8 protein-coding genes are annotated in these 12,988 nt (G+C 75.5%); 5 read left to right on the top strand and 3 right to left on the bottom strand.

The features are described 5' to 3' along the window. Nucleotides 1–41 precede the first annotated feature (41 nt). Entirely contained in the window at nucleotides 42–2,129 is a 2,088-nt protein-coding gene (locus ACFYU9_RS15485; RefSeq protein ID WP_389344987.1) for a SpoIIE family protein phosphatase, read from the bottom strand. A 272-nt stretch (nucleotides 2,130–2,401) separates the two neighbouring features. After that, on the bottom strand, nucleotides 2,402–3,091 hold the full coding sequence (locus tag ACFYU9_RS15480) for a VC0807 family protein (protein ID WP_389344985.1): 690 nt from the start codon (nucleotides 3,089–3,091) through the stop codon (nucleotides 2,402–2,404). 369 nt (nucleotides 3,092–3,460) lie between these two features. Here ACFYU9_RS15480 and ACFYU9_RS15475 point away from each other — a divergent pair, with 369 nt between their 5' ends. From ACFYU9_RS15475 to ACFYU9_RS15455, 5 genes are read left to right on the top strand one after another with little or no spacing between them, the layout of a single operon-like run. Next, nucleotides 3,461–5,098 carry an FAD-dependent monooxygenase gene (locus tag ACFYU9_RS15475; protein ID WP_389344983.1) on the top strand — a complete coding sequence of 546 codons (1,638 nt, stop codon included), beginning with the start codon at nucleotides 3,461–3,463 and terminating at the stop codon, nucleotides 5,096–5,098. Nucleotides 5,099–5,113: 15 nt separating this feature from the next. Beyond that, nucleotides 5,114–6,613 (top strand): flavin monoamine oxidase family protein, encoded by a 1,500-nt coding sequence (locus tag ACFYU9_RS15470; protein WP_389217665.1) that lies wholly within the window; start codon nucleotides 5,114–5,116, stop codon nucleotides 6,611–6,613. After that, nucleotides 6,610–9,852 carry a ferritin-like domain-containing protein gene (locus tag ACFYU9_RS15465; protein ID WP_389344981.1) on the top strand — a complete coding sequence of 1,081 codons (3,243 nt, stop codon included), beginning with the start codon at nucleotides 6,610–6,612 and terminating at the stop codon, nucleotides 9,850–9,852. Before ACFYU9_RS15470 ends, ACFYU9_RS15465 begins: the two co-directional genes overlap by 4 nt. Nucleotides 9,853–9,855: 3 nt before the next feature. Beyond that, entirely contained in the window at nucleotides 9,856–11,493 is a 1,638-nt protein-coding gene (locus ACFYU9_RS15460) for an FAD-dependent monooxygenase (RefSeq protein WP_389344979.1), read from the top strand. Next, nucleotides 11,490–12,758, top strand: a complete 1,269-nt coding sequence (locus ACFYU9_RS15455; RefSeq protein ID WP_389344977.1) for a cytochrome P450 — start codon at nucleotides 11,490–11,492, stop codon at nucleotides 12,756–12,758. The genes ACFYU9_RS15460 and ACFYU9_RS15455 overlap by 4 nt, the downstream gene beginning before the upstream one ends. Here the strand turns inward: ACFYU9_RS15455 and ACFYU9_RS15450 are convergent. Further along, nucleotides 12,742–12,963 (bottom strand): hypothetical protein, encoded by a 222-nt coding sequence (locus ACFYU9_RS15450; RefSeq protein WP_389344975.1) that lies wholly within the window; start codon nucleotides 12,961–12,963, stop codon nucleotides 12,742–12,744. The two genes, ACFYU9_RS15455 and ACFYU9_RS15450, sit on opposite strands and share 17 nt — an antisense overlap. Between the last annotated feature and the right edge of the window lie 25 nt (nucleotides 12,964–12,988).

Below are 12,988 nucleotides of genomic sequence, written 5' to 3'. Positions count from 1 at the left end.
ATCCGTCGACCGACCCGTCGGTTGTTCCGTCGGCTGATCCGTCAGCCGGCAGCATCCTCACCGGCAGGTGACGGCTCGGTGGTACGGGCGAGCAGCATCGCGACGTCGTCCTGTGCCGGGCCCGCGGGGAGCCCGGCCAGGAGGTCGTCGCACAGTTCGTCCAGCGGCCGGTCCATGCCGCGCAGGGCGCGGGCGACCCGGGCCATTCCCTGGTCGATGTCGCGGTCCCGGGACTCGATGAGGCCGTCGGTGTAGAGGACCAGCAGTCCGCCGGCGGGCAGCGCCACCTCCTCCGTGCCGAACTCGTGCCCGCCGGTGCCCAGCGGGGTGCCGGGCGGGCCGTCGAGGAAGGTGACGGTGCCGTCCGGGGTGACCACGGCCGGCGGCGGGTGGCCGGCCCGGGCGATGGTCCAGATCTGAGCGGCCGGATCGTGGACGGCGTACACGCACGTGGCCATCTCGTCCTCGCCGAGGTCGGCGACGACGGCGTCGAGGGAGCGCAGCATGCGCGCGGGCGGGATGTCGTGGCGGGCGAGGGTGCGTACGGCGGTGCGCAGCTGTCCCATGACGGCCGCCGCGTGGATGCCGTGGCCCATGACGTCGCCGATGACCAGCCCGGTGCGGCCGCCGGGCAGGGCGACCACGTCGAACCAGTCGCCGCCGACGTCGTGGTCGCTGGCGGGCAGGTAGCGGCCGGTGAGTTCCAGGCCGGTGACGTCGGGCAGGGTGTTGTTGGTGAGGCTGCGCTGGAGGGTGAGGGCGGCCTGGCGCTGGGTGGTGTAGAGGCGGGCGTTGTCGATGTTGAGGGCGGCACGGGCCACGACCTCGTCGAGGAGGAAGCGTTCCTCGTGGTCGAAGGGTTCGCGGGTGCGCAGCCGGGTGACGGAGACCGTGCCGAGCACCTTGCCGCGGGCGACCAGCGGGATCAGCCGGGCGGAGCCGATGCGGGTGGCGAGGTAGCGGCGGAGGGCTTCGAGGCGGGGGTCGCGGATGAGGGCGGGGATGTCGTCGACGCGCAGGTCCAGGGCCCGGGCGTGGTTGATGGCCTCCTCGTACACGGAGTCGTAGGGGATCTGGAACTTCTGGCCGGCGGCGAGCAGCGCGGTGGGGGCGCCGGGGTCGGGGAAGCCGGCGGCGAGGCGGCGCAGGATGTTGCGGGTGGCGGCGGTGGACTCGTCGGGCTCCAGGACGGATTCGAGGAGGTGGACGTCGGCGGAGTCGGCGAGCTGCGGGACCAGGAAGGAGACCACTTCCTCGGCGGTCTGCCGCAGGTCGAGGGTGGTGCCGATGCGGGCACCGGCCTCGGCGAGCAGGGCGAAGCGGTGCCGGGCCCGTTCGACCTCCATGTGGGCCTGCTGGCTCTCGGTGATGTCGATGAGCGAGGCGATGATGCCGAGCGGGTGGCCGCCGTGGTCGAGGAGCGGGGCGTAGGAGTTGGACCAGATGTGGTCGTGCTCGGGGTCGGCGGGGGTGCGGCCGGCCCGGCGGGCGTCGACGACGGCGGTGCCGGTGTCGAGGACGCGCTGCATGAGGGCTTCGAGGGCGCCGGCGTTGACGCCGGGGACGACCTCGGTGAGCCGGTGGCCGACGTGGTTGGCGGCCGGGACGCCGTTCATCCGCGCGAGGGCGTCGTTGACGCGCAGGAAGCGCAGATCCGGGCCGAGGGTGGCGAGTCCGATGGGCGACTGGGTGAAGAGGGATTCCAGGGCGGCCAGGGAGTCGCGCATCTTGAGGACCTGGGAGGTCTCGAAGGCGATCAGCATGGCGCCCGGGCGGCCCTCCGGGTCGGCGGCGGGCAGGATCCACATCTCCATGACGACCTGGTGGCCGTCGCGGTGCCGGACCGGCAGGGTGCCGACGACGGTCTCGCCGGCCTGGACCCGGCGGGTCAGCCGGCCGGCGAGCTCGATGTTGGCGAGGGGGACGAGGAGCGGGGTCGCGGAGCGGCCCAGGACGTCGTCGGGGCGGTAGCCGAGCAGGTCCTGGGCGGCCAGGGACCACTCGACGATCCGGCCCTGGGAGTCCTCGCGCCACAGCGCGACGGGCAGCAGGTCGTTGAGCACGCCCGCGTATCCGACGGCCGCCCGGGGCGGCCGCGGAACCCTGCTCGGCGACTGGTGAGTGTCCAATGCATCGCCCTACGCATCGGCCGGGCCCCGAGGGGCACAATCCCGCGATTCCTAACGATTCACCCTATCCGAGACATTATGGACAAGCGCTGCCCAATTGCGCCTACCGGGCAGCGTTCGCGGTTCCGGCGGCCGGGGATCCGGCCCTCGGGTTCCGGCGAGCAGGGTTCCGGCCCTCGGGGTCCACGCTCGCGGCCCCGAGACGCTCGCAGTCCCTGCACTCGGGATTCCGGCAGCCCGGATCCCCGCGGCCGGGCTCCCGGGCCGCGGACTCAGCCCGCCCGGGCCGCCGCGATGCGCCGGGCCTCGCCCTCGGCGCGGGAGCGCTGCCCCGTCCGGATGGTCCAGAGGATGAGCAGGCCGAGGGCGCCGTAGGTCAGGATCGGGTTGATCACGACCATGGCGTCGACGGAGAGCACGTAGGACAGCACGATGCGCGCGGCGGCCTCGACGAGGTAGGCGACTCCCCACACGATGGTCATGCGGCGCTGGACGGACCGGAAGCCCTCGTACTGCCACAGGCTGTTCCACCAGGCGGCGCTCTCGGCCGTGCCGTCGGTGGCGAAGCGGCGGCCGAAGTAGAACATCAGCGGCCGGGGCGCGAGGAGCGTGACGAGGCACAGGACGCCGAAGAGGCCGGTGACGGCCGAGTCCTTGACGATGAGGGCACGCGCGGAGTGGGTGCCGACGAGCGAGACGACGGCCGTCAGGACGAGGAAGAAGATGGTGACGACGGCGAACTCGTCCAGCTTGCGGCGCCAGACAAGGTGGATGACGGTGTCGAGGACCGGCCAGGCGCCGCTGACGAGCAGCGCCGAGAAGTCGCTCCAGCCACGGTCGGTGAGCGCTCCGTAGGTGAGGATCGGCGCCACGATGTTCAGGCCGATCGTGAGTATCCATCCGATGGCGGCGGCTGCGCCGAAGCGGGCCGGCGTATCCGGGCGCGCCAGTGGTACGGACATGGTTCCCCCATGGTCAGTGCAGTTCAGTGCGGTATCGGCAACGTAGGGCCGGGACTTCGGACGCCACAAGGCGCGTCCGGACAAAATGATCTTCAAGCCGTCCGGAGGAGTCCAGTCCGGATTCCATCGCGCCATTCCGGCCAGATCCGGCGACTTCCCGCCTCCGCCGACTCGTCCCAGCCTTCCGCGCATCTCGTCACCCAAACCGAAGAAACGATGCACAGGGAGTCATATCGGCAGGTCGAATGCTTCTCGCGCCGGGCCGTACGCCCTGGCGAGCGGTGATCATCCGCACGCACCCTGAGGAACATGCCGGAGCGGCTGGTTCCGGCACGGATACGGATGCGACACGGGTGGGGAGTGGGCCGGATGCCGGGTGTGGACGTGTGCGTGGTCGGGGCGGGGCCGGTCGGCCTGACACTGGCGATCGGCCTGCGCGGCCTCGGCCTGGAGGTGCGGGTCGTCGACCGCGCCCCGGCCGCCAAGCGCGAGGCCCGCGCCCTCGTCGTGTGGCCGCGCGCGGCCGAGGCGCTCGACGCCCTCGGCGTCGCCGGGACGCTGAGACGCCACGGCGTGGAGCTGGGCGAGGTGACGGTCCACGGCGGCGGCCGGCCGCTCGGCAGGCTGACCACCGGCTGGCACCGATCCGCGCACAGCCGCCCGCTCAACATCGAGCAGCACGACATCGAGCGGCTGCTCTGCGCGGAACTCGCCAAGCTCGGCACCGAGGTCGAGTGGGACACCGAGGTCACCGACGTCAAGGTGCACGACGACCGCGCCGAGTACACCCTCACCCGGCCCGACGGCTCGGCCGAGTCCGCCACCGCCGCCTGGATCGTCGGCTGCGAGGGCACCGCGAGCGTGGTCCGCGACCGGCTCGGCATCCCGTTCCGGGGCCGCCGCCGCGCCGGCCTCCAGGTCGTCCAGGGCAACGCCCACGCCGACTGGCCCTACGGCTACCACCCCGGGCACGGCCACATCTTCCTCGCCCCGCGCCGCTCGCTCCTGGTCTTCCCGCTGCCCGGCGGCGGCTTCCGCTTCTTCTGCTTCCGCGACGACCCCGACCCCGCCCTGACCACGCCGCCGACCCTGGACGAGCTGTGCGACCTGGTCGCGCAGACCACCCGGCTGCCCAGGCTCCGGCTCGCCCCGACCGAGCCCGCCTGGCTCAACCGGGCCCGGTTCAGCGACCGGGTCGCCGCCCGGCTGCGCTGCGGGCGCGGGCTGCTCGCGGGCGACGCCGCCCACGCCTGGGCGCCGGTCGGCGGTCACGGCATGAACGTCGGCATGCTCGGCGCGCACAACCTCGCCTGGAAGCTGGCCGCCGTCCACCGCGGCGAGGCCGACGAGCGGCTCCTCGACACCTACGACACCGAGCAGCGCGCCCTCGCCCTGCGCTACATCCGCGAGATGCGGCTCAACTTCATGGAGCTGCCGCTGCCCACGCTCGGCTACCACGCCTTCACCGCCGCCGTGCCCCTCGCGCTCTCCCTGAAGCGCTTCCAGCGGCGCCTCGACCGGCAGTTGAGCGACCTCGGCCGCAACCACCGGCACAGCGCGCTGTCCTGGCAGCGCTCCCCCGCCGGCCGGGCGGGCGACGGCCGCCGCGGCCCGCGGGCCGGCGACCGGATGCCCGACGCGATGGTGACGACCGGCGACCCGGCCGCCGGGCCGGTGCGCCTGCACGAGCTGCTCCGCTACGACGCCTGGACGCTGGTCGTGGACGCGGCGCGGGCCGCCGGGCCTGCCGTACGCCGGGCGCTGGAACAGCGGTGTACGGACGGGCCCGTGCCGATCCGGCTGCTGCCCATCACGTCGGCGTACGCGAGCGAGGCACGGCTGCTCGGCCGGCCCGGGGAGCTGCGGCTCGTCCGGCCGGACGGATACGTGGGCCTGGTCGCGCCCGTCGGCCGGACCGAGTCGCTCGACGCGTACCTCGCCGCGCTGGCGCCCCGAGCGCCCCGCACGCCGCAGTTCCCCTCGTCCCCCTCAGCCACCGCACAGTGACGGGAGCCAGAGACCTTGTCCAAGCACCGGACGCGCACCCGAGGCACGGTCACCGTCATCGGCGCGGGGATGGCCGGCCTGGTCGCCGCCTACGAACTCGAACGCCTCGGCCACCGCGTGGAGATCCTGGAGGGCAGCCGCCGGCTCGGCGGCCGCATCCGCACCCACCGCTTCGGCGCCCACGAGAGCGCCCCCTTCGTCGAACTGGGCGCCATGCGGGTGCCCCTCCATCACCACCGCACCATGCACTACGTCGAGCACCTCGGACTGATCGACCAGGTGCGGCCGTTCACCACCCTGCTGTCGGAGGAGAACGCGCTGCTCGCCACCAGCACCGGCCACGTCCGGCTGCGCGACGCGCCCCGCCGGCTGATCGCCGACGTCCGCGCCTCGCTGGACCGCGACGACTACCGGGAGGAGACCGTCGTCTTCGGCGCCTGGCTCGCGGCCGTCGTCGACGCCGTCGCCCCGCCCGCGCTGCGCACCGGGCTCCGCGCCGACCTCGCCCGCAACCTCCTCGACCTGGTCGAGCGGGTCGACCTGACGCCCCATCTGCTCGGCGACGGCAAGGACCGCATCGACGTCCACGGGCTGTTCGCCGCCCACCCCGCCATCCGGGCCGGCTGCGGCACCCGGCTGAACAGCTTCCTCGACGACATCCTCACCGAGACCAGTCCCGGGCTGATCCGGCTCGCCTGCGGCATGGACCAGCTGGTGCAGCGGCTCGCCGCCCGGGTCCGCGGCCCGATCTGGCTGGGCCAGGAGGTCACCGGCCTGGACGTCGCCCCCGACCAGGTGCGGCTGCGCGTCGGGCACGGCCCGCTGGCCGCGCTGCGCGGCGCCGACCTGGTGCTGTGCACGGTGCCGTTCTCGCTGCTGCGCCGAATGCCGCTCGGCGGCTTCGACGCGGACAAGCTGGCCGTCGTCCGGGACGTGGACTACTGCCCGGCGACCAAGGTGGCCGTGCACGTGCGCGAGCCGTTCTGGGAGCGGGAGGGCATCCGCGGCGGCGCCTCCTTCAGCGGCGGCCTGATCCGGCAGACGTACTATCCCGCGCCGGCGGAGGACGGACCGGCCGACGGCGAGGGGCGGGGCGCGGCGCTGCTCGCCAGCTACACGATCGGCGAGGACGCCGACCTGCTGGGCCGGCTCCCGGCCCGCCAGCGGCACCGCGCGGTCCTCGACGAACTGGCCCGGATGCATCCGCAGGTGCTGCGGCGCGGCATGGTCCGGGGCGTGGCGAGCATGGCGTGGGGCGAGCACCCGTGGACCGGCGGCGGCTGCACGATCCGCTGGGGGCAGGACGCGGCGGCCTGCGAGGAGGAGCGCCTGCGGGCGGCCCGCCCGCAGGGACGGCTGTATTTCGCGGGCGAGCACTGCTCGGCGGAGCCGGCCTGGATCGAGGGCGCGGTGGAGTCGGCCTTGGAGGCGGTCCGGGCCATAGACCGGCGGTTCGGCGCCGGTGCCGCGGGGGCCGGACGCACCGCCCCGGCCCGGCTGGAGGCGGCGGCATGAGCGTCTTCGACACCCCGCGCGTGTACTTCGCCGGCACCGCGCGGACGGGGCTGCCCACCGGCCCGCGCGGGGCGGCCCGGGCCGGTCTGCTCGACCTGGCCACCCACACCGTCCTGGCCCCGGACGGGCACGCAGACGGGCACGCCGGCGTACCGGCCGCGGACTTCCACGCACTGCTGGGCGAACGGGGCGCGCTCGGCGGGCACTTCTGCGGCAACGGGCACTTCTCGGTGGACGCGCGGGTGACGGCCGTGGAGGGTACGGACCGCTCGGCGGGTGATGCGCTGGTGGGCCGGGCCGTGGACCTGTGGGGGCACTACAACCCGTATCTGGGCACGACCGCCAACCGGGCCCGGGTCTTCGACGTCGACCCGGCGTCGGCGTGGACGACGACGCTGATGACCGGCCGGTTCGCGCTCGGCCGGGCGGGCCGCTCGCACGACTCGGGGCATGTGTGCCTCGGCGACGTGACCGGCTTCCAGCCGCCGCGCTGGCACGTCTTCGCGCCCTCGCCCGCCGTGCTGCACCAGTTCGCCGTCCCGGCGGGCCCCGCGCTCGACTGGCCCGCGGGCCCCGGCTCCGGTGCCGGGTCCGGCTCCGGGTCCGGCTCCGGGTCCGGCGACGTCTCGGCGGCCGCGGCCGCGCTCCGGGCCGCGGCCGAGGCGCACGGCGGGCTCCTGGTGCAGTTCACCCTGGAGGCCGCCGGTGCGCCGGGCAGCCCCGGGCACGGGTACGAGGGTCCCGGCGACGCCCCGCAGCGGTGGCGGCTGCGCGGGGTGATCGCCCCCTGGCGGCCGGAGGAACCGCGCACGCATCCGGCGGGCCGGCTGCTCGTCCCGTACGGCCGAACAGGCCGGGACCTGCCCGCGGCGCGGATCTGCTCGGTGCGGGTGACGGACCACGAGGCCGTGTTCAACCTGCCGTTCGGCCGGCCTGGACCGGTGGGCGGAGCGCTCGAACTGCGCACGGCCGGCACGGACGAACCGGTCGCCGTCCTGCCCGCCGGCGGCGGGGACGACCCGGTGGTCGTCGCGGTGCCGGTGACGGGGCCCGGCGCGGCCCGGGCCGCCGGCGAGGGGCTGTGCCTGGTGGGCGCGGCCGGGCCCGGCGGGCCGGGCCGGGTGGTGTGGCTGCGCGAGCGCGAGCGGGTCGTCGTCACCGACGAGGCCGCGCTCCTCGTCGAGCACCCGGACCGGGAGCGCGGCGAGGACCACGCCGTGGAGGTCGCGGTGCGGGCGAGCGTGCGGGGCCGGCCGGCGGCCCACGAGACCGTCACCGTCCGGCAGTTCGCCAACCCCCGGGCCCTGCCCCGCGATCCGGTCGCCGCCCGCCCGGACGCGCGCGGCGAGGAGCTGCGGATCGTGGAGCTGCGCCCGGGCCGGCTCGCGGACGCCAAGGAGGATCCCGGGGCGGAGCCGGCCGGGTTCGGCGACACGTGCGCGCTGGTGACCGACGAGCGCGGGCGCGGCTGGTTCACGCTGCGCGGCGCGCGGGCCGGGACGGCGCGGCTGCTGCTGACGGCGGACGCGGGCGAACTGCCGCCGTGCCCGCGGGAATCGCCCGCCTCGGTGACGTACGACGACGGGGACGCGCTCGGCTGGTGGGCGGGGGCGGGCGGGGCGCAGGTGCGGGTGCTGCCCGACGACTGGCCGCTCGACGCCGTGCTGAAGGAGGAGGCGACCTTCGAGCTGCTGCACCGGGAGGTCTTCGCGGTCTACGAGCAGCTGTACCCGTTCATGCGCGACGAGGTGTTCAGCCTCGCGGACCGGTGCAAGGTCGAGACGTACGCGAAGCTGATCTGGCAGATGTGCGACCCGGCGAACCGGGACCGCACCTACTACATGCCGCCGAGCCGTGATCTGACCCTGCCCAAGGCCCGGCTGCTCCTGAAGTACCTGCGGGCGCGCTCGGCCGCCGACGCGGTGCTCCCGGTGACCGTGCCGTCGCCGGCCGCGCCGGCGCCCCGGATCACGACGCGGGCACAGCTGCGGGCGGCGCTGTGGCAGGCGGTGACGGTGGAGCTGGCGACCTCACTGCAGTACCTGTACGCGGGCTACTCGCTGCCCACGCACGGCGCCGGTTTCGCGTACGTGCGGCGCGGGGTGTGGACGCCCCGGCAACTGCGGCTTGCGTGTGGCGACGGCGGGGAGACGCTGAGCCGGGGGATCCGGGACAGTCTGTTCCACGTGGCCCGCGAGGAGATGATCCACTTCCTGGTCGTCAACAACATCCTGATGGCGATGGGCGAGCCGTTCCACGTCCCCGCGGTCGACTTCGGCACGCCGGGGCGGCTGCCGCTGTCGCTGGACTTCGCGCTCGAACCGCTCGATCTGGGCAGTGTGCGGCGGTTCGTCGCGATCGAGCGGCCGGAGCGGCTGGCCGGCGGCGCCGGGGCCTCCTCCTGCCGCGGCGGCGAGGGCGCGCCGTTCGGTTCGCCGAGCGAGCTGTACGCGGCGATCCGCGACGGACTGACCCGGGTGCCGGACCTGTTCCTGGTGGAGCGGGGGCGGGGCGGCGGCGAGCACCACCTCTTCCTCGGCAGGGCCGTCGACGCCCGCCACCCGGACTACCAGCTGGAGGTCGACGACCTGCCGAGCGCGCTGTTCGCGGTCGACTTCGTCACCGAGCAGGGCGAGGGCGGGGTGCTCGACGCGCCCGGCCTCGCACCCGAGTCGCACCACGACACCTTCGTGCGGCTCGGCGAACTCCTCATGACCGAACGGGCCGACGGGCCCGGCGGGCAGGGCGGGCCGTGGCACCCGGCCTATCCGGCGCTGCGCAATCCGACGCTCGATCCGGCGCACCCGGGCCGGGCCGCGGTCCGCGACCCGCACGCCCGCGAGGTGATGCGGCTGTTCAACCGCTGCTACTTCCTGATGCTCCAGCTGATGGTGCAGCACTTCGCGGAGAGCCCGGACGCGAGCCTGCGCCGGTCGCGGCTGATGAACGCGGCGATCGACGTGATGACCGGGATGATGCGGCCGCTCGCCGAGCTGCTGGTGACGCTCGACTCGGGGTGGCGGGGCCGGACGGCCGGCCCGTCCTTCGAGCTGGAGGAGCCGCCGGTGGCGCTGGCCAGGCCCGATGTGGCGCGGCGGGCGTTCGCGATGCGCTTCGGGCATCTCGCGCGGATGGCCGGGGAGTGCGCGGGGGTGCCCGGCCGGGTGCCGGAGCTGATGACCTTCTACGCCGAGCAGTTCCGCGCCGACCGTGCCGGACGTACCGAGGGAGGACGATGAGCGATGAGCACACACGAGACGGACGTCCTGATCGTGGGCGGCGGGCCGGTCGGTCTGGCGCTCGCGCTCGATCTCGCCTACCGCCGGGTGGACTTCACCCTGGTGGAGGCCGGCGACGGCGTCCCGGCCGATCCGCGGATCACCACGGTCGGGCCGAGGGCGATGGAGCTGTTCCGCCGCTGGGGCGTGGCCGACGCGCTGCGCGGCGCGGGCTGGCCGGACGACCACCTCCTGGACATCGCCTGGGTGACGGCGGTCGGCGGCCACGAACTGCACCGGCTGCCGTTCGGCACGGTCGCGACCCGGCCGCGGCCGGAGCACACGCCCGAGCCGGAGGCGATCTGTCCGCAGCCGTGGATGGCACCGCTGCTCCTCGACGCCCTCGGCCGTCATCCGGACGGTCCGGTGCGCACCCGGTGCCGGCTGCTGGACTTCACGACCGGGCCGGACGGGGTCACCGCGACCGTGGTCCCGGGCGACGGGGCGCGCTCGGGTGTCCGCTCCGAGGTGCGGGCCCGCTATCTGGTCGGCTGCGACGGCGCCGGGTCGTCCGTGCGCAAGGCGTGCGGGATCGAGACGCCGGAGCGGCACGCGCCCCGGGTGCTGCGGAACATCCTGTTCCGGGCGCCCCAACTGCCCGGGCTGCTCGGACCGCGGGCCCCGCTCGTCCATTTCCTCACCTCTCCGACCGGGCTGCGCTATCCGCTGCGCGCGATCGACGGCCGGGGCGTCTACCGGCTGACCGCGCCGCCCGGCGACGAGCCCGCGCTCTTGGTCGTACGGCGGGCGGTGGCGCTCGACACCCCGCTGGAGATCGAGGCGGACGGCGAGTGGCACCTGACCCACCGGGTGGCCGACCGCTACCGCTCCGGCCGGGTCTTCCTGGCCGGCGACGCGGCCCACACCCTGTCGCCGTCCGGTGGCTTCGGGATGAGCACGGGTGTCTGCGACGCGGCCGACCTCGGCTGGAAGCTCGCCGGCACGCTCGCCGGCTGGGCGGGACCCGGGCTGCTCGACGCGTACGAGTCCGAGCGCCGGCCGATCGCGGTGGCGGGCGTGGACGAGGCCGACCGGAACCTGCGCCGCACCCAGGAACGGCGGCTCTCGCCCGCGCTGCTCGACGACACGCCCGTGGGCGAGCGGGCCAGGGCCGCCCTCGGCCGGGAGCTGGCCGTGTCGGACGTACGGCGCGAGTTCGACCGGCCCGAGATGCACTTCGCCCACCGGTACGCGTCCCCGGTCCTCGCGGCCGAGCCGGGAGCCGCCGACGGCGGGAGCGTGAACCGGTCCACCGTGCCCGGGACGCGGGCCCCGCACGTCTGGCTGGCGCCCGGGCGCTCCACGCTCGACCTGTTCGGGCGGGAGTTCGTCCTGCTCGACCTGGGCGAGGACGACGACGGCCGGGAGGGCGGACCGGAGGGAACGGTACGGGCGTTCGCCGAGCGCCGGGTGCCGCTGCGGGTGGTCCGGTGCGCCGAGCCCGAGGCCGTGCGGCGCTACGAGCAGCCGTACGTCCTGGTCCGCCCGGACGGACACGTGGCCTGGCGGGGCACCCGGCCGCCCCGGGACCCGGCGGCCCTCGCCGACCTCGTGCGGGGAGCGGACGCGGCGCGGGGCCTGCCGCCGGGAGCGGGCGGATGAGCGCCGAGGCGCCGGCCGGCGGCCCGCGCGGGCTGCCCGCCTTCGACCCGGCCCGGCTCGACCTGGCCGACCCGTACCCCGTCTACCGGCGCTACCGGGAGGCCGGGCCGGTGCACCCGGTGCGGACGGCGGGCGGCGCCGGCGGGGCGACGACCTGGTACGTCTTCGGGTACGCGGAGGTGGCGCGGGTGCTCGCCCGCCGGGAGTTCGGCCGCAGGGCGCCGGGCGGCGGGTCGGCGGCGCCGCTGCCGCCCGGGTACGCGGTGCTGCGCCGGGTCGTCGAGAACTGGCTGGTCTTCCTCGACCCGCCCCGGCACACCCGGCTGCGGGCGCTGGTCACGCCGCCGCTCGGGGCCGGCCCGGTGGCGGCGCTGCGGCCGCGGATCCGGCGGATCGCCCGGCGGCTCGCCGATCCACTGGTGGCGCGGGACGGCGTCGATCTGGTCGCCGAGTTCGCGGCGCCGTTCCCGCTGCTCGTGATCTCCGGGGTGCTCGGCGTGCCACAGGAGCGGCAGGCGTGGTTCCGCGAGCAGGCGCTGGCGCTGCAGCGGGCCGGCGGCACGCGCGGGGACCGCAGCGGGGCGGGGATGGCGGTGGCGGAGCGGGCGGCCGGCGCGCTCGACGCCTTCTTCCGGCGGGAGCTGGACGCCCGGCGCGGGCCGGGGCGGGATCGCGGCGACCTGCTGTCGGCGCTCGCCCGGGCCGCCGACGAGGGCACCGCGCTGTCGCCCGAGGAGCAGTCGGCGACCTGCATCCACCTCCTGACGGCGGGCCACGAGACGACGACCGGGCTGATCGGCAAGGCGGTCCTGGCGCTGCTCGCCCGGCCCGGGTTACGGGACGGGCTCCGGGCGGATCCGGGGCTCTGGCCGGCGGCGGTGGACGAGTTCCTGCGGCACGATCCGCCGGTCCAGATGGTCACCCGCTGGGCGTGGCGCGACACCGCGCTCGCCGGGTGTCCGGTCCGCGCGGGCGACCGGCTCGTCCTGGTCCTCGGCGCGGCCGGCCGCGACCCGGCGCGCTTCCCCGACCCCGACCGCCTCGACATCCACCGCGAGGCGGCCCGGCACTGCGCCTTCGGCCTCGGCGTCCACTACTGCGCCGGCGCCGGCCTCGCCCGCGCGGAGGCCGAGACCGGACTCGCGGAACTGCTCGACCGGCTGCCGGCCCTCGGCCCCGGGGCCCGGCCGCGGGTGACGGTGCGGTACGCGCCGGACTGGGTGTTCCACGGGCCGGAGCGGCTGACAGTCACGGTGCGGGAGTGAAGGTGTAGGAGGGCGTCGGGTGCGTGGGGCCGGGCTCCGGGCGCCCGCCGCCGTGGTCCAGGGTGCCGAGCACCACGACGGCGAGGACCACCGAGCCGATGATGAGCGCGAGCCCGATCGGGTTGTCCGGGTTGTAGGTGTAGCGGTTGGTGCCCCACTTGCTCTTCTTGAACACCGGCTCGTAGTCGCGGTCGTCGCCGTTCATCCCCGGCCCCCCATGTCGTCCGACG

Origin of the sequence: Streptomyces sp. NPDC004327, assembly GCF_042873935.1 — a bacterium.
Lineage (GTDB): Bacteria > Actinomycetota > Actinomycetes > Streptomycetales > Streptomycetaceae > Streptomyces.
Note: the sequence above shows the minus strand (reverse complement) of the source record. Positions and strands in the feature narration are given on the sequence as shown.

Coding starts and splice junctions, on each gene's coding strand:
- ACFYU9_RS15480 (WP_389344985.1), bottom strand. CDS start 3,091: ATGTCCGTACCACTGGCGCGCCCGGATACGCCGGCCCGCTTCGGCGCA.
- ACFYU9_RS15475 (WP_389344983.1), top strand. CDS start 3,461: ATGCCGGGTGTGGACGTGTGCGTGGTCGGGGCGGGGCCGGTCGGCCTG.
- ACFYU9_RS15465 (WP_389344981.1), top strand. CDS start 6,610: ATGAGCGTCTTCGACACCCCGCGCGTGTACTTCGCCGGCACCGCGCGG.
- ACFYU9_RS15460 (WP_389344979.1), top strand. CDS start 9,856: ATGAGCACACACGAGACGGACGTCCTGATCGTGGGCGGCGGGCCGGTC.
- ACFYU9_RS15455 (WP_389344977.1), top strand. CDS start 11,490: ATGAGCGCCGAGGCGCCGGCCGGCGGCCCGCGCGGGCTGCCCGCCTTC.
- ACFYU9_RS15450 (WP_389344975.1), bottom strand. CDS start 12,963: ATGAACGGCGACGACCGCGACTACGAGCCGGTGTTCAAGAAGAGCAAG.